The sequence below is a fragment of the Amnibacterium endophyticum genome (assembly GCF_042680685.1).
GTDB lineage: Bacteria > Actinomycetota > Actinomycetes > Actinomycetales > Microbacteriaceae > Amnibacterium > Amnibacterium endophyticum.
In genome coordinates, this window is record NZ_JBHUEA010000013.1 from 18,580 (window position 1) to 41,577 (window position 22,998).

Consider the following 22,998-nt stretch of genomic DNA (forward strand, 5'->3'; position numbering starts at 1 on the left):
CCCGCCGCCTCCCGGCACCCCGGGGCAAGGATGGCCCGCATGGCTGAGATCACGACCGAGCACGACGCCGACGGCTCCCGCTACGTCGCCCTGCTCGAGGGCCGCCCCATCGGCGAGGCCCGCTACACGGACGGCGACGGCGAGCGGACCTTCACGCACACCCTGATCGACAAGGACCAGGAGGGCAACGGCTACGGCACGTCGCTGATCCGCGCCGCGCTCGACGACACGCGGGGCACGGGGCTCACGCCGGTCGGGCAGTGCCCGATGGTCGCGCACTTCCTCGAGAAGCACCCGGAGTACGCGCGCCCCTCCTCCTGACGCGCCTAGGCTCGCTGACCGATGCAGCCGGTCACCGAGGAACAGATCCGCGACTCCTTCGTCAACACCACCGCGGGCGACGCGAAGCGGGTCCCGATGCCCGGGCTGCACGAGGTGCTGTGGACCGAGCGCGAGTACCTCGGCTGGCACGACGCCAAGGCGCCGCAGCGCGCGTACCTCACCGTCTGGCGCGGGGACCATCCGATCTCGTTCGTGCTGCGCGCCGCGGAGCAGCGGACGCGGCCCGGCATCGGCGGCATGTGCTCCCTGTGCCACACCCCGCAGCCGGCGAGCCAGGTCGCGCTGTTCAGCGCGGCGCGTCCCGGCGACGCGGGCCGCAAGGGCGACACCGTCGGCACGTACATCTGCGCCGACCTCGGCTGCTCGGCCGCGATCCGCGTCGCCCCGCCCGCGGCGCCGATGCAGCTGCCCCCGGAGGAGATCGTGCAGCGCCGCATCGACGGCCTCCGCGAGCGCCTCGACTCCTTCGCGACGAGCGTCCTCACGCACTGACCGCCGTGTGCGGCGCGTACGGATCGGGCCGCCTGCCGTAGCGAACGCGTAAAGACCCGGCCCGGGCGCGCGCCGCCGCGGTCGGATCGGGACGTGCTCGACGTCCTCTGCATCGCCGGCGTGCTCGTGCTCGCCGCGCTGACCTCCGCCACCGCCCGCTGGGCGGCGAGGCGATGACCGCCTTCGCCGTCGTGGCCGCGGTGCTCGCCGTCGCCGCGACCGCCTACTGCGTCGTGGCGCTCGTGCACCCGGAGCGGTTCTGACGATGGCGGCGCTGCCCTTCCTCGCCACCCTCGGCGCGCTCGTCGCCGCCCTCGTGGTCCTCGGCCTGCCGCTGTCGACCTGGCTGGCGCGCACGTACACGGCGGAGCGCGACTGGGCGCTCGAGCGGGGCGTGTACCGCCTGCTCGGCGTCGACCCGCGCGCGACGCAGCGCTGGCCGGGCTACTTCCGCGGCCTGCTCGCGGTGTCGGTGCTCGGCGTGCTGCTGCTCTACGCCCTGCAGCGCCTGCAGCCGCTCCTGCCGTACTCCCTCGGGCTGCCCGCCGTGCCCCCGGGGCTCGCCCTCAGCACCGCGGTCTCGTTCGTGACCAACACGAACTGGCAGTCGTACGCGCCCGAGACCACGGTCGGCTACTCGGTGCAGGTCGCGGGCCTCGCGGCGCAGAACCTGCTGTCGGCCGCGATCGGGATCGTCGTCGCCGTCGCCCTGATCCGCGGGATCGCGGCCCGGGGCACGGGGACCCTCGGCAACGTGTGGGTCGACCTCGTCCGCACGATCGTGCGCGTGCTGCTGCCGCTGACGCTCGTCGCGGCCGTGGTGCTGCTCGCGACCGGCGTCGTGCAGAACCTCCACGGCTTCCAGACGGTCCGCGGCCTCGCCGGGGACGCGGTCGTGCCCGGCGGCCCGGTCGCGTCGCAGGAGGCGATCAAGCTGCTCGGCACGAACGGCGGCGGCTTCTTCAACGCGAACTCCGCGCACCCGTTCGAGAACCCGACGGGACTGTCGGACCTGTTCGAGATCGTCCTCCTGCTGCTCATCCCCTTCTCCATGCCCCGCGTCTACGGCCTCATGGTCGGCGACCGCCGGCAGGGCCGAGCCGTGCTCGCGGCCATGGTGCTGCTCGCCGCGCTGTGCCTCACCGCGATGGCGGTCGCCGAGACGGCCGGCGGCGGCACCGCGACACGGGCCGCGGGCGGCGCGATGGAGGGCAAGGAGCAGCGCTTCGGCGTGCTGACCTCCGCGCTCTTCGCGACCGCGACGACCCTCACCTCGACCGGGGCCGTCAACTCGATGCACGACTCGTTCACGCCGCTGGGCGGCATGGTCGCGATGATCGACATGATGCTCGGCGAGCTCGCGCCCGGCGGGGTCGGCTCCGGCCTCTACGGCTTCCTCGTCGTCGCGATCCTCGCGGTGTTCCTCGCGGGGCTCATGATCGGCCGCACGCCGCAGCTGCTCGGCAAGCAGGTCGGCGGCCGCGAGATCACCTTCGCGAGCCTGTACCTGCTCACCACCCCGACCGTCGTGCTGGCGGGCCTCGGCCTCACCTTCGCGATCCCCGCGGTCGCCGCCGACGTGCGCGGCACGTCGATGCTGAACACCGGCCCGCACGGCTTCTCCGAGGTGCTGTACGCCTTCACCTCGGCCGGGAACAACAACGGGTCGGCATTCGCGGGCCTCACCGCGGACACCGCCTGGCTGAACCCGGCGCTCGCCGCCGCCATGTGGTTCGGGCGGTACCTGCCGATCGTCCTCGTCCTCGCGCTCGCCGGCTCGTTCGCGGAGCAGGAGCCGCGCCCCGCCGGCGAGGGCGCCCTGCCGACGCACCGGCCGCAGTTCGTGCTGCTGTCGGCCGGCACCGCGCTCGTCGTGTCCGCCCTCACCTACTTCCCCGTCCTGGCCCTCGGGCCCCTGGCAGAAGGGCTGCGATGACCGCCGCCGATGTCCGCGCGCCGAGCGGCGCGTTCTCCGCCGGCGCCCTGCTGCGGAACCTGCCCGACGCGGTCCGCAAGCTGGACCCGCGCCACCTCGTCCGCAACCCGGTGATGCTGATCGTCGAGGTCGGCGCGGCGCTGACCACCGCGCTCGCGATCGCGCTGCCCCTCACGGGCGGCGCGGGAGTCGGCTTCACCTGGGCGATCGCGGTCTGCCTGTGGCTGACCGTGCTCTTCGCGACGCTCGCGGAGGCGGTGGCCGAGGGCCGCGGCCGCGCCCAGGCGGCGTCGCTGCGCGCGACCCGCACCACGACCGGCGCCACCCGGGTGCTCGGGTACGACGCCGCCGACCCGGCCGCGGCGAGCGCCCGGACCGAGGCGGTCGCCTCCGCCGACCTCGCGCAGGGCGACGTCGTCGTGGTCGTCGCGGGCGAGGTGATCCCGGGCGACGGCGACGTCGTGCACGGCATCGCGTCGGTCGACGAGTCCGCGATCACCGGGGAGTCCGCGCCCGTGGTCCGCGAGGCCGGCGGTGACCGGAGCGCGGTCACGGGCGGCACCCGGGTGCTGTCGGACCGCGTCGTGGTGCGGATCACCTCGAAGCCGGGCGAGACGTTCGTGGACCGGATGATCGCGCTCGTCGAGGGGGCGGTGCGGCAGAAGACGCCGAACGAGCTGGCGCTGTCGGTGCTGCTGTCGGCGCTGACGATCGTCTTCCTCGTCGTCGTGCTCGCGATCGGGCCGATCGCCGGCTCCCAGGGCGCGGCGCCCTCGCTCGCGGTCCTCGTCGCCCTGCTCGTCTGCCTGATCCCGACGACGATCGGCGCGCTGCTGTCCGCGATCGGCATCGCCGGCATGGACCGCCTCGTGCAGCGGAACGTGCTCGCGACCTCCGGCCGGGCGGTGGAGGCCGCCGGCGACGTGTCGACCCTGCTGCTCGACAAGACCGGCACCATCACCTACGGCAACCGCCGCGCCGCCGAGCTGCTGCCCCTGCCGGGCGTCGACGAGCGGCGGCTGACCGAGGTCGCCGCCCTCTCGTCGATCGCCGACCCGACGCCCGAGGGCGCGAGCGTCGTCGAGCTCGCCGCACGGCTCGGCGTCGTGCCCGCGGACTCGGCCGGGCGCACCGCCGTGCCCTTCACCGCGCAGACGCGGATGAGCGGCGTCGACGAGGCCGACGGGGCGCAGCTGCGCAAGGGCGCCGCCGCCAGCGTGCTCGCCTGGGTCGTCGAGCGCTCCGGCGTCGACGACGCGACGGCGCGGGCCCTCGACGAGCGGGTGCGGGCGGTGTCCGAGTCGGGCGGCACCCCGCTCGCGGTCGCGGAGGCCGGGCCCGACGGCATCGCTCGCCTGCTCGGCGTGATCCGGCTGAAGGACGTCGTCAAGGAGGGGCTCGCGGAGCGCTTCGCGGCGCTGCGCGCCATGGGCATCCGCACCGTCATGGTCACCGGCGACAACCCGCTCACCGCCCGCGCCATCGCCGCCGAGGCGGGCGTCGACGACGTGCTGGCCGAGGCGACGCCGGAGGACAAGCTCGCCCTGATCCGCCGCGAGCAGGAGGGCGGCCGCCTCGTCGCGATGACCGGCGACGGCACGAACGACGCGCCCGCGCTCGCGCAGGCCGACGTCGGCGTCGCGATGAACACCGGCACCTCCGCCGCGAAGGAGGCCGGCAACATGGTCGACCTCGACTCCGACCCGACGAAGCTGATCGACGTCGTCACGATCGGCAAGCAGCTGCTCATCACCCGCGGCGCGCTCACGACCTTCTCGATCGCGAACGACGTCGCGAAGTACTTCGCGATCGTGCCGGCGATGTTCGTCGGGGCCTTCCCCGGCCTCGCGGCGCTGAACGTGATGGGGCTGCACTCGCCGTCCTCGGCGATCCTGTCGGCGGTCGTCTTCAACGCGCTCGTGATCGTCGCGCTCATCCCGCTCGCGCTCCGCGGCGTGCGGTACCGCCCCTCCTCGGCCTCCGCGCTGCTCGGCCGCAACCTGCTCGTCTACGGGGTCGGCGGCGTCGTCGCCCCCTTCATCGGGATCAAGCTGATCGACCTCGTCGTCGCGCTGATCCCCGGCTTCTAGGAAGGAGCACCGCCATGCCCGGCCTGCTCGCCCGCGGCGCCGTCCGCACCTGGACCACCGCCCTCCGCCTGCTCGTGGCGACCGTCGTCGCGACCGTGCTGCTGACCGCCGTCGTGCTCGGGATCGGGCGCGTCGCCCTGCCCGCGCAGGCGGACGGCTCGCTCGTCGCCGCCGACGGCCGCGTCGTCGGCTCCGCCCTGATCGCGCAGCCGTTCGCCGACGCGGACGGGCGCGCTCTGCCGCAGTGGTTCCAGCCGCGGCCCTCCGCCGTCGACCACGACGGCGGCGCGTCCGGCGGCAGCAACCTCGGCCCCGACTCGGCCGTCCTCGTCAGGACGATCGCGGAGCGCCGCGCCGCCTACCTCGCCCTGAACGGCCCGGGCCCGGTCCCCGTCGACGCCCTGACCGCCTCCGGCTCCGGGCTCGACCCGCACGTGTCCGAGCAGAACGCGCTGCGGCAGGCCGACCGCGTCGCCCGTGCCCGCGACCTGCCGGCGGCGCGCGTGCGGGCGCTGGTCGAGGCGGCCGTGCAGGCCCCCGACCTCGGCTTCCTGGGGCAGCCGACCGTGAACGTGCTGCTGCTGAACCGCGCCCTGTCGGCCCTGTAGGGCCGCCGGAACGGAAAGGATGGGGCCGTGCGTGGACGACTGCTCGTCTTCCTCGGCGCCGCCCCCGGCGTCGGGAAGACCTTCGCGATGCTCGAGGAGGCCCATCGGCTCGCCGGGCAGGGGCGGCAGGTCGTGCTGGCCGTCGTGGAGGACCACGGCAGGGCGGCGACCGCGGCGCTCACCGAGGGCCTCGAGCGCGTGCCGCTGCGCCGGTCCGAGCACGGAGGGCTCCCCCTCGACGAGCCCGACGTCGCCGCGGTGATCGCCCGCGCCCCCGACGTGGCCGTCGTCGACGAGCTCGCCCACTCGAACGCCCCCGGCTCCCGGCACGCGAAGCGCTGGGCCGACGTGGAGGACCTGCTGCACGCGGGCATCGACGTGCTGTCGACCGTGAACGTGCAGCACATCGCGTCGCTGAACGACGTCGTCGAGCGCATCACCGGCGTGCCGCAGCGCGAGACCGTGCCCGACGACGTGCTGCGGCGCGCCGACCGCATCGAGCTCGTCGACCTCGCGCCGGACGCGCTGCGCGACCGCCTCGCGGCCGGTCAGGTGTACCCGGCCGCCCGGGTCGACGCGGCGCTGTCGAACTGGTTCCGGCTCGGCAACCTCACCGCGCTGCGCGAGCTCGCGCTGCTCTGGCTCGCCGACGAGGTGGAGAGCGCGCTGAAGCGCTACCGCTCGGAGCAGGGCATCGGCGCGGCGTGGGAGTCCCGCGAGCGCATCGTGGTCGCCCTGACCGGCGGTCCCGAGGGCGAGACGCTGCTGCGCCGGGGAGCGCGGGTCGCGGCGCGCACGGGCGCCGGCGAGCTGCTCGCGGTCCACGTCCTCGCCGAGGACGGGCTCGCGCCGCCCGACCCCGCCGCCCTCGCCGTGCAGCGCACGCTGGTCCAGGACCTCGGCGGCACGTTCCACCAGGTCGTCGGCGACGACATCCCCGCGGCGCTGATCGCCTTCGCGCGGGGCGTCGACGCGACGCAGCTCGTGCTCGGCGTCTCCCGCCGCGGGCGCCTCGCCGCCCTGCTGACCGGCGCCGGCACCTCCGCCCGGGTGATCCGCGCGTCCGGCGACATCGACGTGCACATCGTGACCCACGGCGCCGCGGCCGGGCGCCGCACCGCCCTGCCCGCCCGGCGCGGCGCGCTGTCCACGCGACGGCGCCTGGCGGGCTTCGCGCTCGCGGTGGTCGGCGGCCCGGCGCTCACCCTGCTGCTCACCGCCGTGCGCGACGGCGACTCGCTCACCGCGGAGGCGCTCGGCTACCAGCTGCTCGTCGTCCTCGTCGCGCTCGTCGGCGGCGCGTGGCCGGCCGCGTTCGCGGCCGTGCTGTCGGGCCTCACGATCGACCTGCTGTTCGTGCAGCCGGTGCTGCAGCTGTCGATCGCCCGGCCGTCGCACCTCGCCGCGCTCGTGCTCTACGTCGCGAACGGCCTGCTCGTCAGCCTGGTGGTGGGGCTCGCCGCGCGCCGCACCCGAGCGGCCCGCCGCTCCGCCGCGGAGGCCGAGGTGCTCGCCGCCGTCGCCGGCGGCGTGCTCCAGGGCGTCGACGCGGTCGACGCCCTGCTCGACCGGACGCTCGAGGCGTTCCGCGTCCGCGCCGTGCGCGTCGAGGACGACGAGGGAGTCCTCGAGGAGCGCGGCGACGCCGACGCCGACGGGCCCGTCACCGCGGTGCCGGTGCAGCCCGGCACCCGGCTGATCGTCGTCGGCCGGGTGCTCGACGCCTCCGACCGCCGGGTCCTGCAGGTCGTCGCCGCCCAGCTGGCCGCCGCCCTGCCGCGGCGGGTGCTCGCGGAGCGGGCGCGCGCCCTGGAGCCGCTCGCAGAGGTCGACCGGGTGCGGTCCGCGCTGCTCGCCGCGGTCGGGCACGACCTGCGGCGCCCGCTCGCCGTCGCGACCGCGGCGGTCACGAGCCTGCGCTCGTCCGCCGACCGGCTGTCGCCGAGCGACCGCACGGAGCTGCTGCAGGAGGCCGAGGGGAGCCTGGACCGGCTCGCCGGGCTGATCACCGACCTGCTCGATGTCAGCCGCGTGCAGGCGGGCGCGCTCGCCGTGCACCTCGAGTCCGTCGACGTCGAGGAGCTGCTGCCCGGCGCGCTCGACCACGCGGGCGCCGGCCCGGACGAGGTGCGGCTCCACGTGCCCGACGACGTGCCGCCGGTGCAGGCCGACCCGGTCCTGCTCGAGCGGGTGCTCGCGAACCTGCTGTCGAACGCGGTGCGGCACTCCCCCGCCGACCGACCCGTCGAGCTCACGCTCAGCCGGTTCGGCGAACGGGTGGAGGTGCGGGTCATCGACCACGGCCCGGGCGTCGAGCCGGACCGGCAGGCGCGGATGTTCCAGCCGTTCCAGCACACGACCGACACGGCCGACTCGGGCGGCGTCGGGCTGGGGCTCGCGCTCTCGCTCGGCTTCGCGGAGGGGATGGGCGCGAGCCTCACGCCGGAGGACACCCCGGGCGGCGGGCTCACGATGGTCGTCGGGCTGCCCGTCGACGCGACGGTGCGGGAGGGGGCGGACGCGTGAAGGTCCTGGTGGCGGACGACGACCCGCAGATCCTGAAGGCGCTGCGGATCATCCTCACCGCGCACGGCTACGACGTCGTGACCGCGGGCGACGGCCGCGCGGCGCTCGACGCGGCCGCGCACGAGCGGCCCGACCTGATCGTGCTGGACCTCGGCATGCCCCGGCTCGACGGCGTCTCGGTCATCGAGGCGGTGCGCGGCTGGACGACGACGCCGATCCTCGTCGTCTCCGGCCGCGGCGACACCGGCGGCAAGGTCGACGCGCTCGACGCCGGCGCGGACGACTACGTCGTGAAGCCCTTCGCCACGGAGGAGCTGCTCGCCCGCATCCGCGCCCTCTCCCGCCGTCAGGGCGACGCGCAGGACGAGCCCGTGGTCCGCTTCGGCGACGTCGAGGTCGACCTCGCCGCCAGGCAGGTCCGCCGGGACGGCGCACCCGTGCGGCTCACCCCGACGGAGTGGGCGGTGCTCGAGCCGCTCGTGCGCAGCCCGCGGCGGCTCGTCACGCAGCAGACGCTGCTGTCCGCCGTGTGGGGCCCCGCGCACCTGCGGGACTCGGGCTACCTGCGCATCCACCTCGCCGCGCTGCGCAAGAAGCTGGAGCCCGAGCCGTCCCGCCCGCGGCACCTGCTGACCGAGCCCGGGATCGGCTACCGGTTCGTGCCCGACGCCTGAGCCCGCAGCTCCTCCAGCAGCCCCGGCCGCTTCGGGGCCCACCCGCCGATGGCCCGCGCCTTGTCACCCGACGCCTGCTGGTCCAGCAGCATCGCCTCCGCGAACGCGTCGCCGAGGCGCTCGCGGGTCGCCGCCGGCTCCTCGGGCAGGGTCTCGGCACCGGTCGCGGCGGCGATCTCGGCGAACGTCGGGTTCTGCCCGGAGACGCCGAGCACGTCGGCGAAGCCGCTGCCGGCCTCGAGGACCGCGACGTAGAGGTCGGCGAGGTCGTCGACGTGGATCGTCGTCCAGTGCTGCGACCCGTCGCCCACGAGCCGGATGCGGCCCGCGTCGTCCTTCGCGCCCTCGGTCGTCATCGGCACGAGGCCCTTGCCGCCGCCGTGCACGATGCCCGGGTGCACGACGGTGACCGGCACGTCGGCCGCCTCGAGCAGCGCGATCACGCCCGGCCGCCATGCGGTGAGCGCCGGCGGGTCGTAGGGGTCGGTCTCCTCGATCGCGTCCCCCGCGCCGTAGACCCAGCAGCCGCCCGTGTGCACGTACGGGGTGTCCGTGCCGCTCAGGGCGTCGACGGCGGCCTCGGCGACCGCGCGGTCGAACCCCTCGGCGTCGTCCGGGTCGGAGGCGAGGTGGATCACGCCGTTGGCGGCCCGCATCAGCCGCACGGCCTCGTCGCGGTCCATCAGGTCGGCGACGACGCCGGTGGCGCCGCGCTCGCGCACGGCGGCGGCCTTGTCGTCGCCGCGCACCACCGCGGTGACGTCGTGGCCCCTGCTCAGCAGGGCGGAGAGGACGGAGGAGCCGATGTAGCCGGTCGCGCCGGTCAGGAGGACGTGCATGGCCGCAACGCTGCCACCGCCGGGCTGAGGGCTCAGCGGAAGGTCAGGAAGCCCTCGACGAGCAGCTCCCGCACGACCGGCAGGACCGCCGCGGTCGTCGTGCCCGGATCGGCGTCGAGCAGCTCCGCGACCGCGGCGACGAGCCGGCCGACGGGCAGCTCCCCGTCGCAGGCGCCCACCACCGCCGCGGTGACGGTGTCGACGCGGCGCGTGCGCGCGAAGCCCGTCCCCTGCCGCAGCTCGAGCACCGTCGGGTCGGCGTCGCCCGGCCAGTAGTGGCGGTGCTCGGTCACGTCGGGGGCGACCGCCAGCACCTGCCCGGCGAGCCGCGCGTCGTCGAGCGCCGCGAGCCGGTCGTGCGCCGCGAGCCCGGCGGCGATCGCGGCGCCGACACCGCTGCCGACCGGGCTCTCGAGGTGCTCGAACCGGCGCAGGGTGGGCGCCCCCGACGGGCGGCGCAGCGTGACGTAGCCGGCGCCCACGGCCGTCACGCCGCGCGCGGCGAAGTCGTCGAGCCAGGCGCGCACGAGCGCGCGGAAGCGGCGGGTGCCCGGCTGCGCCCCGCCGTCCCGCACCCAGGTCTCGGCGTACTGCGCGGGGTCGAGCAGGTCGCGCTGCACCACCCAGACGTCGAGGCCGTCCGCCCAGCCGAGCACCCGGTCGCGGGCGGCCACCTGGTCGCCCGTGACCTCCCAGTTGCCGAGCAGCTGCGCGATCCCGCCGTCGGTCAGGTGGTCCCTGGCGCCGCGCACCACGGCCTCCACCAGGCCGTCGCCCGCGAAGCCGCCGTCGCGGTACGTGTAGGCGGGCACGCCGTCGGCGCCGCGCGGGGTGATGACGAACGGCGGGTTCGTGACGATCCGGTCGAACCGCTCCCCCGCGACCGGCTCGTACAGCGAGCCCTCCCTGAGGTCCAGGTGCACGCCGTTCAGCTCCGCGTTCAGCGCCGCGAAGCGGAGCGCCCGCGCGGACACGTCGGTCGCGACGACGCGGCCGGCGGTGCGCGCCGCCATCAGCGCCTGGACGCCGCTGCCGGTGCCGAGGTCGAGCACGACGCCGTCGCCGGTCGGGACGAGGACCTGCGCGAGGGTGGAGGACGCGGCGCCGGCGCCCAGCACGTGCTCCTCCGGCAGCTCGCCGCCGAGCGCCACCTCGCCCTGGTCCGACACGATCCACCACGACGCGACGCCGGACTCGTCGGCGAGCGCGTAGGGCCGGACGTCGACGAGCGGGATCGCGCGGCCGTCCTCGACCCGCAGCAGGCCGAGCGCCTCGGCGCCGTCCAGCCCGAGGCGCGGCAGCGCGGCCGCCGCGGCCGACCCGTCCACCGGGTCGCCGAGCACGAGCAGCCGGCCGAGCACGCCCGCCGCCGACGGGGCGCGCCGCGCCAGCTCGGCGAGCGCCGGCTCCGGGTCGTCCCGGCCGAGCGCGTCGGCGGCCGTGCGCCCCCACGCCTCCTCGAGCCCCTCGACCGTGTACGGCGCGGCGGCCAGGTCCTGGGCGAGGGCGGCGGTCATCGCGGTTCGCTGCACCCGGCGATCCTGCCGCAGCGCGGGGAGGGAGCGGATCCGGCGGGATGCGCGGCGCGGCCGTACGACGGCGAGCGCCGCGCATCCCGCGGCGTCGCGGCCGTGTCGAACCGGCCGCGGAGGCACCGGACGAGTGTCGAGTGAAGAGGAGCGAGCGCTCGCCGGGCCTGACGACGACCTTACGGGGCGGGCGTCGCGCCGGGCGGTGCGCCGTGCGCCCCGTTCCGGGGGGCTTCGGTCACGATCCGCTGAACGCGTGCTGCGCAGGTGCCCGGCGGACCTGACGGATCGCCCCGTGCGCGGCGCGGCGCGGGGTCGCCGCGGCCCCAGAATGCTCCTCGTGCCGCGCCTCCGCCGCCTCGTCCCCGCCCTCGTCGCCGGGGTGATCGCCCTCACGCTCTCCGGCTGCGTGCCGGCCGCGCCCGCGCCCGCCTTCCCCACGAGCGGGCCCGAGTCCGACCCGACCGGCGCCGCGGCCGCGGCCGTCGTGCAGCGGGCCGACCACGGCTACGCGGGCGCCCGCGTCGTGGAGGACCAGGCTGCCGAAGCGCTCACGATCGTGCCGGACCACCCCAACGGCGCCCTCGTCGTCTTCGTGCACGGCTGGGGCCAGACCCGCTGGGCGGTGCTCGAGCGGCGCGGCGAGTCCGACGTCGCCCACTCCCTGGTCGCCCGGGGCTTCACGGTGCTCGCCGCCGACGGCGACCTGAAGGCGTGGGGCAACTCCGCGAGCGTCGCGGACTACCGCGGCCTCATCGACGACGCGATGTCCCGCCACCACCTGGACCGCGTGCTGATCATGGGCGAGTCGATGGGCGGGCTCGCCACGATGCAGCTCGCCCGCGAGGTGCCCGAGGTGCGCGCCGTCGTCGCCTGGTACCCCGTCTGCGACCTGCGGACGATGACCCAGCCACGGTTCCAGGCGTCGATCGACGACGCCTGGGCGGGCCGCGACCGCGCCGCGGTCTCCCCGGTGCGGGTCGGCGACACGCCGATGATGGTCTGGGCGTCGCCGCAGGACACGGTGGTCGAGGCGAGCCGGAACGCCGCGGTCTGCGTCGCCGAGGGGCGCGCCGCGGGCGCCGACGTCACCTACGTCCGCTCGAGCGGCCAGCACGGGGCACCCTCGAACTTCGACCCGGCCACGGTCGTGTCGTTCTTCGAGCGCGCCGCCGGGGTCGACGACGCGCCCGTGCTCGCCGCCGCGCGCTGACCGTCGCGGCTCGCGCCCAGCGGGCCGCTCTAGCGTCGCGGGATGACCGCTGCCGCGTCCTCCGTCGTCCTCGCGACCGGGCCCGCCTCCGCGAACATCGGCGTGCCGATCATCGGTGTGCTCGTCGTGGTCGTGATCGTCGGCGGGATCCTCTACGCGGTGCTCCGCAAGCGATGAGCGGGCCGGACGGGGTCCGCAGCCGGTCCTCCGGCACCTACGTCCTCGTGATCGGCGCGATCGTGATCGCGGTCTGCCTGGTGGTGCTGTCCCTGCTCACCCGGGTCGCGCCCGCGATCGCGACGACGGTGATCGTCCTCGACGTGCTGCTCGTCGCCGCGATGCTCGTCGCCCGGTTCACGATCCGGCCCATCGGCCGCCGCCAGTGGACCATCACCGGCTGCCTGCTGGCCGCCTGCGTGCTCTCGCTGGGCGCGGTCGTGCTGATCGCGGCGCTGACCGCCGCGGCCTGACCGCGCCCCGCGGGCTCAGGAGGAGGCGCGCTCCAGCACCAGCTCGCGCACGCGGGCCGCGTCGGCCTGACCGCGCATCGCCTTCATCACCGCGCCGATGACCGCGCCGGCGGCCTGCACCTTGCCGTCGCGGATCTTCTGCAGCACGTCCGGCTGGTCCGAGAGCGCGGCGTCGATCGCCGCGATCAGCGCCGAGTCGTCCGACACGACCTTGAGGCCGCGGGCCGTGACGACCTCCTCGGGAGACCCCTCCCCCGCGATCACGTGCTCGAGCACCTGGCGGGCGAGGCGGTCGGTCAGGTCGCCGTTCTCGGTCAGCGCGATCAGCTCGCTGACGTGCAGCGGCGAGACCAGCGTGCCGGGCTCGACGCCGCGGGCGTTCGCGACCCGCAGGATCTCGCCGAGCCACCACTTGCGCGCCTGCGCGGGTGCGGCGCCCTTCGCCACCGTCTCCTCCAGCTCCGCCAGCACGTTCGCGTTCACGATGTCGCGGAACTCGGCGTCGGTGAAGCCGTAGTCGGCCTGCAGGCGTCGGCGGAAGGCGGCGGGGCTCTCCGGCAGGGCGGCGCGCAGCTCCTCGATCAGCTCGGGCGACGGCTGCACCGGCAGCAGGTCCGGCTCCGGGAAGTAGCGGTAGTCGTCCGCGTCGGACTTCGGCCGGCCCGAGCTGGTCGTGCCGGTGTCCTCGTGCCAGTGCCGCGTCTCCTGCAGGATCGTGCCGCCGGCGGCGAGCACCGCCGCCTGGCGCTGGATCTCGTAGCGGACCGCGCGCTCGACCGAGCGCAGGCTGTTCACGTTCTTCGTCTCGGTGCGCGTGCCGAGCCGCTGCTCGCCGCGCGGCCGCAGCGAGACGTTCGCGTCGCAGCGCAGGTTGCCGCGCTCCATGCGGGCCTCGGAGATGCCGAGCGAGCGCACGATGTCGCGGATGGTGGCGACGTACGCCTTCGCGATCTCAGGCGCCCTGTGCTCGGCGCCGAAGATCGGCTTCGTGACGATCTCGACGAGCGGCACGCCGGCGCGGTTGTAGTCGACCAGGGAGTGGTCGGCGCCCTGGATGCGGCCGGTCGCGCCGCCGACGTGCGTCAGCTTGCCGGCGTCCTCCTCCATGTGGGCGCGCTCGATCGGCACGGTCCAGGCGGTGCCGTCCTCCAGCTCCACCTCGACCGAGCCCTCGAACGCGATTGGCTCGTCGTACTGGCTGATCTGGTAGTTCTTGCCGAGGTCCGGGTAGAAGTAGTTCTTCCGGGCGAAGCGGCTGGACGGCGCGATCGAGCAGCCGAGCGCGAGCCCGAGCGAGATCGAGTACCGCACCGCGGTCGCGTTCACGACCGGCAGCGCACCCGGCAGGCCCATGTCCACGGGCGCCACCAGCGTGTTCGGCAGCGCGGCGTCGATCCCCGGCGCGGCCGGGTTCGGGGCGCCGCTGAACATCTTCGTGGCGGTCGACAGCTCGACGTGCACCTCGAAGCCGAGCACCGGCTCGTAGCGCTCGAGCGCCTCGTCGAAGCCCATCAGCACATCGGTCGCACCTGCGGCCATCAGCGGGTCCCTCCGTCCGGCTCGGTGCCCGCGCCCGGCGCGGGCGCGGTGCCCGGCGTCGTCACGAGCTCCTCGGGCCGGGCGAGCCCCGAGCCGAGGTCGGGCGCCTGCGCGAGCAGCGGGCCGCCCCAGGCGGACTCCATCAGCCGCTCGACCACCGCGCCCACGCGGTACAGCCGGGCGTCCTCCCGGGCCGGCGCCATGATCTGCAGCCCGACCGGCAGGCCGTCCTCCGGCGCGAGGCCGATCGGCAGGCCCATCCCGGGCACGCCCGCGAGGTTCGCCGGGATCGTCGTCACGTCGTTCAGGTACATCTCGAGCGGGTCCGCCGTCTTCGACCCGAACGGGAACGCCGTGGTCGGCGTGGACGGCGACACGAGCACGTCCGCCTGCGCGAACGCCGCGGCGAAGTCGCGCTGGACGAGCGTGCGGACCTGCTGCGCGCTGCCGTAGTAGGCGTCGTAGTAGCCGGCCGACAGCGCATAGGTGCCGAGGATGATCCGCCGCTTCACCTCGGGGCCGAAGCCCGCCTCGCGGGTGAGCGCCATCATCTGCTCGGTCGTCGCTCCGCCCGGGTCGACCCGGAGGCCGAAGCGGACCGCGTCGTACTTCGCGAGGTTGCTCGACGCCTCCGCGGGCAGGATCAGGTAGTAGGCGCTGATCGCGTACTCGAAGTGCGGGGCCTCGACCTCGACGATCTCGGCGCCCGCGTCCGCCATGGCCTTCAGCGCCTCGCCGAACCGCTGCCGCACGCCGGCCTGGAAGCCGGAGCCGTTCAGCTCCTTCACGACGCCGACGCGGACCCCGGCGAGCGAGCCGCTCGCGGCGCCCTCCCGGGCCGCGTCCGCCATCGACGGCCACGGGCCCTCGAGGCTGGTCGCGTCGAGCGGGTCGTGACCGCCGATGACGTCGTGGACGAGCGCGGCGTCGAGGACGCTCCGCGACACCGGCCCGACCTGGTCGAGGCTCGAGGCGAGCGCGATCGCGCCGAAGCGGCTGACGCCGCCGTAGGTCGGCTTGACGCCGACCGTGCCGGTGACGGCGGCGGGCTGCCGGATCGAGCCCCCCGTGTCGGAGCCGAGCGCGAGCGGCGCCTCGAACGCGGCGACCGCGGCCGCCGAGCCGCCGCCGGAGCCGCCCGGGATGCGGGTCAGGTCCCAGGGGTTCCGGGTCGGGCCGTACGCGGAGTACTCGGTGGACGACCCCATGGCGAACTCGTCCATGTTGGTCTTGCCGAGCGGGACGAGGCCGGCAGCGCGCAGCCGCGCGACGGGGGTCGCGTCGTACGGCGGGATCCAGCCCTCGAGGATCTTGGAGGCCGCCGTCGAGGGCATGTCGCTCGTGCAGAGCACGTCCTTGATCGCCACCGGCACGCCGGCGAGCGGGCCGAGCGCCTCGCCCGCAGCACGGGCGCGGTCGATCTCCTCCGCCCGGGCGAGCGCGGCCTCCCCCGCCACGTGGAGGAACGCGTGCACGTCGGCGTCGACCTGCGCGATGCGGTCGACGTGGGCCCGGGTCGCCTCGACGCTCGAGACGTCGCGGGCGGCGAGGCGCTCCGCGAGCTCGGCGGCGGACCAGCGGATCAGCTCGTGCGCGGCGGCCACTACTGCTCCTCACCGAGGATGGCGGGCACCTGGAAGCGGCCGTCGCGGGCGGCGGGCGCCCCGGAGAGCACCTGCTCCTGCGTCAGCACGGCGCTCGGCTCGTCGGCGCGCAGCACGTTGACGAGCGGCAGCGGGTGGCTGGTGGCGGGGACGTCGGGCGTCGCGACCTCCTGCACCTTGCGCACGGAGTCGACGATCTGCGTGAGCTCCCCCGCGAGGTGCTCGATCTCGTCCGGGGCGAGGGCGATGCGGGCCAGGCCCGCGAGGTGCTGGACGTCGGCGACGGAGATCACCGGGGGTGCGTCGGGCATGGATTCCATCCTAGGAGCGGCGTGCGGGGGCGAGATCAGGCCTCCTCGTCCTCGTCCTCGTCCGCGGGCCGGACGGCGTCCGGACCCTCCTCGAGCAGGCGGCGGAAGCCGTCGGCGTCCAGCTGCGGCGTGCCGAGCGCCTCCGCCTTCGTCAGCTTGCTGGCTCCCGGGTTCTCGCCGATCACGACGAAGGCGGTGCGCTTCGAGACGCTGCCGGCCGCCTTGCCGCCCCGGGAGGTGATCGCCTCCTCCGCCTCCTCGCGGCTGAAGCCCTCCACGGTGCCGGTGACGACGATCGAGAGGCCGTCGAGCGGCCCCTTCGGCATCGCCTCGACGGCCTGCGGCCCCGGGTGCCCCGGGATCTCGAGCCGGACGTCCGCCGCGGCCCACCGGTCGACGATCTCGACGTGCCAGTCGACGCCGAACCAGTCGATCAGCGCATCCGCGATGATCGGGCCGACGCCGTCGACGGCGGCCAGCTCGTCCCGCGTCGCAGCGCGGATCGCCGCGACCGAGCCGAAGTGGCCCGCGAGCGCCCGTGCGGCGACCGGCCCGACGTGCCGGATCGACAGGCCGACCAGGTAGCGCCACAGGTCGCGGGTCTTCGCCGCCTCGAGGTTCGCGAGCAGGTCGACCGCCTGCTTCGACGGCACGCGCGCGCCCGGCTCGAGCGGTGCGCCCGCCTCCTTGGCCGCGCGGCGCTCGTCCGCGTTCGCGTTGCGCTCGAACGGCGCGAGCCGCTTCGGGGTGCCGTCGTCGTGCAGCCGCGGCGCCCCGGTCTCGGCGTCGCGCGGGACGACCCGGATCGGCAGCAGGTCGTCCATGGTCAGGTCGAACAGTCCGGCCTCGGTGACGAGCGGCGGCTGGGCCGGCTCGGACGGCTGCGTCAGCGCGGCGGCCGTCACCTCGCCGAGCGCCTCGATGTCGAGGGAGCCGCGGCTGCCGATGTGCTCGACGCGGCCGCGCACCTGCGCGGGGCAGCTGCGGGCGTTCGGGCAGCGCAGGTCGACGTCGCCCTCCTTCGCCGGCTTCAGCGGGGTGCCGCACTCCGGGCAGTCCGTCGGCATCACGAACTCGCGCTCGGTGCCGTCGCGTAGCTCGACGACGGGGCCGAGCACCTCGGGGATCACGTCGCCGGCCTTCCGCAGCACGACCGTGTCGCCGATCAGGACGCCCTTCTGGCGCACGACGTCCTGGTTGTGCAGCGTCGCCTGCCGCACGACCGAGCCCGCGACCTCCGCGGGCTCCATCTGGGCGAAGGGCGTCGCGCGCCCGGTGCGGCCGACGGAGACGACGATGTCGAGCAGCTTCGTGTGCACCTCCTCCGGCGGGTACTTGTACGCCGTCGCCCAGCGCGGCGTCGCGCTGCGGGCGCCGAGCGCCGCGTGCAGCTCGAGGTCGTCGACCTTCACCACGACGCCGTCGATCTGGTGCTCGACCGCGTTCCGCTCCCGCCCGGTGCGCTCGATGAACGCCTCCACCTCGGACAGCTCGTCGAGCACGCGGAAGTGGGTCGAGATCGGCAGGCCCCACGAGGCGAGCAGGTCGTACACGGCGCTCTGCGACTCGACGGGGCCGCCGCCGGTCGCCGCGTCGCGCTCGATGGCGGCGACCGGCCACGCGCCGATGCCGTGCACGAGCATGCGAAGGCTCTGCAGCCGGGCGTCGACGAGCGCCAGCCTCTCGCCCGTCTTCCCCTCCCGCTTCTGCCTGAGCGAGCCGGCCGCCGCGTTGCGCGGGTTCGCGAAGACCCGCTCGCCGGCGGCGACCTGCCGCGCGTTCAGCTCGTCGAAGGCGGCGACGGGGAAGAAGATCTCGCCGCGCACCTCGACGAGGTCAGGGTGCCCCTCCCCCGCCAGCCGGAACGGGATCGTGCCCATCACGCGCACGTTCTCGGTCACGTCCTCGCCGGTGGTGCCGTCGCCGCGGGTCGCCGCCGAGACGAGCGCGCCGCGCTCGTAGCGCAGGTTGATCGCGAGGCCGTCGATCTTCAGCTCCGACAGCCACCGGATCGGCCGCTCGGGCGCGGACCTCGCGGCGTCGCGGCGCACGCGCTCCGCCCACGCCTCGAGCTCCGACGCGCTGAAGACGTTGTCGAGGCTCAGCATCGGCTCGGCGTGCACGACGGGCGCGAACAGCGTGCTCTGCGGCGTGCCGCCGACCGTCTGGGTCGGGCTGTCGGGCCGCAGCAGCTCCGGGTGCTCGCGCTCCAGCTGCTGCAGCCGGCGGACCAGGCCGTCGTACTCCTGGTCGGAGGCCGTCGACGCGTTGCCCTCGTAGTACTCGTGGCGCAGGGCGGTGATGCGCGCGGTCAGCGCGTCGACCTCGGCCGCGGGGGCGGTCGCCGTGTCCGTCATGCGGGTGAGCCTAGAGGCGCCCTCCGACAGGCCGAAAGGCGACCGTGATCAGGCCGCCGGGCTCGCTCGGGCCGTGCGGTCGACCGTCGTCTGGCCGAGCACGCGGGTGCCGGCGTACAGCACGGCGCTCTGCCCCGGCGCGAGGCCCGCGATCGGGTCCGTCGGCCGCACCACCAGCTCGCCCCCGACCAGGCGGGCGGTCGCGGGCACCGGGTCCGCGTGCGCGCGCACCTGCACCTCGCACGCGATCCCGTCCTCGAGGCCGTCGGGGGCGGACCCGGCCCAGCTGGTCCGCGCGCCCGCGAGCTCGACGACCGCGAGCGCCTCCTTCGGGCCGACGACGACGGTGTTCGACGCGGGCTTCACCTCGAGCACGAAGCGCGGCCTGCCGTCCGGCGCGGGGCGGGAGAGGGAGAGGCCGCGCCGCTGCCCGACCGTGTAGGCGACGGCGCCGCCGTGCCGGCCGACCTCGACGCCGTCCTCGTCCACGACGGCGCCCGGCTCCTCGCCGAGGCGCGCGGCGAGCCACCCGCGGGTGTCGCCGTCCGGGATGAAGCAGACGTCGTGGCTGTCCGGCTTCGCGGCGACCCGGAAGCCGCGGGCCGCCGCCTCGGCGCGGACGACCGCCTTGGAGGGCGTCTCCCCGAGCGGGAACATCGCGTGCGCGAGCTGCTCCGCGGTCAGCACGCCGAGCACGTACGACTGGTCCTTCGCCTCGTCGCTCGCCCGGTGCAGCTCGCGGCCGCCGTCCGCGCCGATCCGCAGCACGGCGTAGTGGCCGGTGCAGACCGCGTCGAACCCGAGCGCGACCGCGCGGTCGAGGAGCGCCGCGAACTTGATCCGCTCGTTGCAGCGCAGGCACGGGTTCGGCGTCCGGCCGGCGGCGTACTCCGCGACGAAGTCGTCGACGACCTCCTCGGCGAAGCGGTCGCTGAAGTCCCACACGTAGAACGGGATGCCGATCGCGTCCGCGACGCGGCGGGCGTCGAGGGCGTCCTCGATCGTGCAGCAGCCGCGGGCGCCCTCGCGCAGCGTCCCCGCGTTGCGGTTCAGCGCGAGGTGCACGCCGGTGACGTCGTGGCCGGCCTCGACGGCGCGCGCCGCGGCGACCGCCGAGTCCACGCCCCCGCTCATCGCCGCCAGCACCCGCACCCCTCCAGGGTAGGCAGCCCCCGGGGATCTGCGGGCTCGACGGCCTCAGTGCCGCGACGCGACCCGCGCGACGGCGGGCAGGGCCGCGAGCAGCGCGTCGACGTCGGCCTCCGCGGAGCTGTGCCCGAACGTGATGCGCACCGCGCCCGCGGCCTCCGGGTCGGGCACGCCCATCGCGGCCAGCACCGGGGAGAGCCGGGTCACGCCCGCGAGGCAGGCCGAGCCGGTGCTGACGGAGATGCCAGCGGCGTCGAGCAGCAGCAGCACCGACTCCCCCTCCACGCCCGGGACCGTCACGTGCAGGTTGCCCGGCAGCCTCCCGCCGCCCGGCGGCGCGCCCCTCAGCACCGCGCCGGGGAGGACCTCCCGGAGCCCCGCCAGCGCCCGGTCCCGCAGCGCCGCGACCCGTGCCGCCTCGGCGGCGAGCCCGGCGACGGCCTCCTCCGCCGCGACGGCGAAGGCGAGCGCGAGCGGCGCGGACGGGGTGCCGGCGCGCAGCCCGCGCTCCTGCCCGCCGCCGAGCAGCAGCGGGTCGAGGGCCGCGTCCCGCCGGGCGAGCAGCGCGCCGACCCCGGCGGGACCGCCGACCTTGACCGAGGAGAGGCTCATCAGCGCCGCCCCGCTGCCGGCGAAGTCGACCGGGACCGAGCCGAACGCCGCGATCGCGTCCACGTGCACCGGGACCTCGCCCGCCGCCGCGGTCAGCGCCGCCACGTCGTTGAGCGTGCCGACCTCGTTGTTGGCCGCCAGCACGGTCAGCAGCGCCACATCGGGGCCGGCCGCCGCCCCGACCGTCGCCGGGTGGAGCCGCGCCTCGGCGTCGACCGGCAGCGGCACGACGCGCCCGCCCCGCGCCTCGACCGCTGCGGCCGCCCCGGTCGTCGCTGCGTGCTCGCCGCCCGGCAGCAGCAGCACGTCCCGTCCCGCCCTCCTGCGCGCGCCCCAGCCGCCCAGGACGGCGAGGTTCACGGCCTCCGTGCCGCCCGAGGTGAGGAGCACCTCGACCGGCTCGCAGCCGGCGGCGGCGGCGAGCCGCTCGCGCGCCTCCTCCAGCACCGCGCGCGCCGCCTGCCCGTGCCGGTGCACCGACGACGGGTTGCCCGCGGCGGACAGGCCCGCGACCAGCGCTTCCGCGGCCGCGGCACGCAGCGTCGTCCCCGCCGCGTGATCGAGGTAGGCGGGCATCGCGTCAATAGGGTAGGCGCGTGGACGCCGCCGAGGACGACCCCTTCCGCGACCTGGGGGTCCGGCTGTCGGACGAGGGCGGCACGCTGCGCGTCGCGAGCGCCACGGCCACCTCGATGGAGCTGTGCCTGCTGAACGAGCGGGACGCGAGCTGGGTCGAGCGCACGGTCCGGATGCGGCGCGACGACGCGGGCGTCTGGACGGGGCGCTCCGCGCTGCTCACCCCTGGTCGCCGCTACGCGGTGCGCGCGCAGGGGCCCGAGGGCCCCCGGCACGCGTTCGACCGCTCGAAGCAGCTGCTCGACCCGTACGGCCGCGGGATCGTCCGCCTGGACCAGGACTCGTGGCGCAGCGCCGTCGTCGACGACGGCTTCGACTGGGGCGGGGTGCGGAAGCCCGGCACCCCGCTGCAGGACACCGTCGTCTACGAGGCCCACGTCAAGGGGCTGACGAAGGAGCTGCGGAGCGTGCCGCGCGCCCTGCGCGGCACCTACGCAGGCCTCGCGCACGAGTCGACGATCGCGTACCTGAAGGACCTCGGCGTCACCGCGGTCGAGCTGCTGCCCGTGCACGCGTTCGCGAGCGAGCGGCGGCTGATGAAGCAGGGCCTCATGAACTACTGGGGCTACAACACGGTCGGGTACTTCGCGCCGCACCCCCTCTACGCCTCCCTGCCGGCGCAGGCGGCCGGCCCGCAGGCGGTGCTCACGGAGTTCAAGGGCATGGTGCGGCTGCTGCACGAGGCGGGCCTCGAGGTCTGGCTCGACGTCGTCTACAACCACACCGCCGAGGAGGGGCCAGCCGGGCCGGTGCAGGGCCTCCGGGGGCTCGACAGCAGCACGTACTACCGGCAGACCGACGAGGGCCGCTACATCGACACGACCGGGTGCGGCAACAGCCTCGACGCGTCGCAGCCGCAGACCCGGAGGATGATCCTCGACTCCGTCGCCTACTGGGCGAACGAGATGCAGGTCGACGGCTTCCGCTTCGACCTCGCCGTCACCCTCGGCCGCGACGAGCACCTGACCTTCGACCCGCGGGCGGCGATGCTGCAGGACCTGCAGTCCGACCCGCGGCTGGCGGACGTGAAGCTGATCGCCGAGCCGTGGGACGTCGGGATGGGCGGCTGGCAGACCGGCGGCTTCCCCGCCGGGTGGTCGGAGTGGAACGACGGCTACCGCGACACGGTCCGCGACTTCTGGCTGACGGACACCGCGGTCGCCCGCGGCGGCGGCCTCGCCCGCACGGGGATCGGCGCGCTCGCGAACCAGCTGGCCGGGTCGTCCTGGCGCTTCTCCGCCGAGCGGGGGCCGCTCGCGAGCCTGAACTTCGTCACCGCGCACGACGGCTTCACGCTGGCGGACCTGACCGCCTACAACGGAAAGCACAACGTCGGCAACGGCGAGTCGAACCGCGACGGCGCGGACGACAACCGCTCCTTCAACTTCGGCGTCGAGGGGCCGACGCGCTCCGAGCGGGTGCTGCGGGACCGCCGCCGCGCGATGCGGAACCTGCTCGGCACCCTGCTGCTGTCGGCGGGCGTGCCGATGCTCGTCGCGGGCGACGAGCTCGGGCGGACGCAGCGGGGCAACAACAACGCGTACTGCCAGGACGGCCCCGTCACCTGGCTGGGCTGGCACCTCGCCGACTGGCAGTCGGACCTCCACGACGTCGTGCGACGCCTCCTCGCCGCGCGCCGGGAGAACCCGGCGCTGACGCCGACGACCTTCGCGACCGCGGGCAGCGCGAACGAGATGCACTGGTTCAACGCGGACGGCCGCCCGATGGACGACGCCGCGTGGAACGCCCCGGAGAACCGGACGCTGCAGTACCTCGCCGCCGTCCCCGGCAGCGCGACCCTGCTGGTCGTGCACGGCGACGAGACGCCGATGCGGGTGGCGCTGCCGGCCCACGAGGGCATCGGCGGCTACGAGCTGCTGTGGTCGAGCGCCGACGACTCGGCCCGCGGCACGCACCACGCGCTGCGCGAGCACGTCGCGATCGACGGCCCGACCCTCCTGCTCTACCGCGCCTCCCCCGCCCCGACCTGACCGGGAGCCCTTGAGCAGGAACGGAGACCATCGGCAGGAAGAGACCGTCGCCCTGCTCCTGCTGGAGGTCGCCGTTCCTG

Annotated in this window: 20 protein-coding genes; 12 read left to right on the forward strand and 8 right to left on the reverse strand. The window is 75.6% G+C overall.

Features of this window, described 5'->3' with window-relative positions; translation table 11 throughout:
* The first annotated feature begins 39 nt into the window (after positions 1–39).
* From ACFSBI_RS09460 to ACFSBI_RS09495, 8 genes are all read left to right on the forward strand, one after another.
* A complete protein-coding gene (locus ACFSBI_RS09460; RefSeq protein ID WP_377934316.1) occupies positions 40–321 on the forward strand; it encodes a GNAT family N-acetyltransferase in 282 nt (93 codons plus the stop codon).
* A gap of 21 nt (positions 322–342) precedes the next feature.
* Positions 343–834 carry an FBP domain-containing protein gene (locus ACFSBI_RS09465; RefSeq protein WP_377934318.1) on the forward strand — a complete coding sequence of 164 codons (492 nt, stop codon included), beginning with the start codon at positions 343–345 and terminating at the stop codon, positions 832–834.
* Positions 835–1,007: 173 nt separating this feature from the next.
* A complete protein-coding gene (locus ACFSBI_RS09470; RefSeq protein WP_377934320.1) occupies positions 1,008–1,097 on the forward strand; it encodes a potassium-transporting ATPase subunit F in 90 nt (29 codons plus the stop codon).
* Between the two features lie 2 nt (positions 1,098–1,099).
* The gene (gene kdpA / locus ACFSBI_RS09475) at positions 1,100–2,770 is read left to right on the forward strand and encodes a potassium-transporting ATPase subunit KdpA (RefSeq protein WP_377934322.1); all 1,671 of its coding nucleotides are present in this window, start codon (positions 1,100–1,102) and stop codon (positions 2,768–2,770) included.
* Positions 2,767–4,860: a potassium-transporting ATPase subunit KdpB gene (kdpB, locus tag ACFSBI_RS09480; protein ID WP_377934324.1), complete on the forward strand. Its 2,094-nt coding sequence runs from the start codon at positions 2,767–2,769 to the stop codon at positions 4,858–4,860. Before kdpA ends, kdpB begins: the two co-directional genes overlap by 4 nt.
* Positions 4,861–4,874: 14 nt before the next feature.
* Positions 4,875–5,468 carry a K(+)-transporting ATPase subunit C gene (kdpC, locus tag ACFSBI_RS09485; protein WP_377934326.1) on the forward strand — a complete coding sequence of 198 codons (594 nt, stop codon included), beginning with the start codon at positions 4,875–4,877 and terminating at the stop codon, positions 5,466–5,468.
* Positions 5,469–5,555: 87 nt separating this feature from the next.
* Complete coding sequence (locus tag ACFSBI_RS09490) at positions 5,556–7,994, forward strand: ATP-binding protein (RefSeq protein ID WP_377934453.1); 2,439 nt, start codon at positions 5,556–5,558, stop codon at positions 7,992–7,994.
* Positions 7,991–8,668, forward strand: a complete 678-nt coding sequence (locus ACFSBI_RS09495) for a response regulator (RefSeq protein ID WP_377934328.1) — start codon at positions 7,991–7,993, stop codon at positions 8,666–8,668. The genes ACFSBI_RS09490 and ACFSBI_RS09495 overlap by 4 nt, the downstream gene beginning before the upstream one ends.
* Here the strand turns inward: ACFSBI_RS09495 and ACFSBI_RS09500 are convergent.
* Positions 8,644–9,507 (reverse strand): NAD-dependent epimerase/dehydratase family protein, encoded by an 864-nt coding sequence (locus ACFSBI_RS09500; RefSeq protein ID WP_377934330.1) that lies wholly within the window; start codon positions 9,505–9,507, stop codon positions 8,644–8,646. The genes ACFSBI_RS09495 and ACFSBI_RS09500 overlap by 25 nt on opposite strands.
* A 32-nt stretch (positions 9,508–9,539) precedes the next feature.
* Positions 9,540–11,024 carry a DUF7059 domain-containing protein gene (locus ACFSBI_RS09505; protein ID WP_377934455.1) on the reverse strand — a complete coding sequence of 495 codons (1,485 nt, stop codon included), beginning with the start codon at positions 11,022–11,024 and terminating at the stop codon, positions 9,540–9,542.
* A 352-nt stretch (positions 11,025–11,376) separates the two neighbouring features.
* On the opposite strand from ACFSBI_RS09505, the gene ACFSBI_RS09510 reads away from it, so the two are divergent.
* The 3 genes from ACFSBI_RS09510 to ACFSBI_RS09520 are packed head-to-tail and all read left to right on the forward strand — an operon-like array spanning position 11,377 to position 12,719.
* The gene (locus ACFSBI_RS09510) at positions 11,377–12,249 is read left to right on the forward strand and encodes an alpha/beta hydrolase family protein (RefSeq protein WP_377934332.1); all 873 of its coding nucleotides are present in this window, start codon (positions 11,377–11,379) and stop codon (positions 12,247–12,249) included.
* A 42-nt stretch (positions 12,250–12,291) separates the two neighbouring features.
* Positions 12,292–12,426, forward strand: coding sequence for a hypothetical protein (locus tag ACFSBI_RS09515; RefSeq protein WP_377934334.1), 135 nt, complete (start codon positions 12,292–12,294; stop codon positions 12,424–12,426).
* Positions 12,423–12,719, forward strand: coding sequence for a hypothetical protein (locus ACFSBI_RS09520; protein WP_377934335.1), 297 nt, complete (start codon positions 12,423–12,425; stop codon positions 12,717–12,719). Before ACFSBI_RS09515 ends, ACFSBI_RS09520 begins: the two co-directional genes overlap by 4 nt.
* Before the next feature lie 15 nt (positions 12,720–12,734).
* On the opposite strand, the gene gatB is transcribed toward ACFSBI_RS09520, so the two are convergent.
* Genes gatB through ACFSBI_RS09550 form a run of 6 tightly spaced genes read right to left on the reverse strand, consistent with a single transcriptional unit; the run spans position 12,735 to position 20,867 of the window.
* Positions 12,735–14,258 (reverse strand): Asp-tRNA(Asn)/Glu-tRNA(Gln) amidotransferase subunit GatB, encoded by a 1,524-nt coding sequence (gatB, locus tag ACFSBI_RS09525; protein WP_377934337.1) that lies wholly within the window; start codon positions 14,256–14,258, stop codon positions 12,735–12,737.
* Positions 14,258–15,862 carry an Asp-tRNA(Asn)/Glu-tRNA(Gln) amidotransferase subunit GatA gene (gatA, locus tag ACFSBI_RS09530; protein WP_377934339.1) on the reverse strand — a complete coding sequence of 535 codons (1,605 nt, stop codon included), beginning with the start codon at positions 15,860–15,862 and terminating at the stop codon, positions 14,258–14,260. Before gatA ends, gatB begins: the two co-directional genes overlap by 1 nt.
* Entirely contained in the window at positions 15,862–16,173 is a 312-nt protein-coding gene (gatC, locus tag ACFSBI_RS09535; RefSeq protein WP_377934341.1) for an Asp-tRNA(Asn)/Glu-tRNA(Gln) amidotransferase subunit GatC, read from the reverse strand. Before gatC ends, gatA begins: the two co-directional genes overlap by 1 nt.
* Before the next feature lie 35 nt (positions 16,174–16,208).
* On the reverse strand, positions 16,209–18,530 hold the full coding sequence (gene ligA / locus ACFSBI_RS09540; RefSeq protein WP_377934342.1) for an NAD-dependent DNA ligase LigA: 2,322 nt from the start codon (positions 18,528–18,530) through the stop codon (positions 16,209–16,211).
* A gap of 48 nt (positions 18,531–18,578) precedes the next feature.
* Complete coding sequence (gene mnmA, locus ACFSBI_RS09545; RefSeq protein ID WP_377934344.1) at positions 18,579–19,682, reverse strand: tRNA 2-thiouridine(34) synthase MnmA; 1,104 nt, start codon at positions 19,680–19,682, stop codon at positions 18,579–18,581.
* A 45-nt stretch (positions 19,683–19,727) separates the two neighbouring features.
* The gene (locus ACFSBI_RS09550) at positions 19,728–20,867 is read right to left on the reverse strand and encodes a cysteine desulfurase family protein (protein ID WP_377934346.1); all 1,140 of its coding nucleotides are present in this window, start codon (positions 20,865–20,867) and stop codon (positions 19,728–19,730) included.
* Between the two features lie 20 nt (positions 20,868–20,887).
* Here ACFSBI_RS09550 and glgX point away from each other — a divergent pair, with 20 nt between their 5' ends.
* On the forward strand, positions 20,888–22,918 hold the full coding sequence (glgX, locus tag ACFSBI_RS09555; protein WP_377934348.1) for a glycogen debranching protein GlgX: 2,031 nt from the start codon (positions 20,888–20,890) through the stop codon (positions 22,916–22,918).
* The last annotated feature ends 80 nt before the right edge of the window (positions 22,919–22,998 follow it).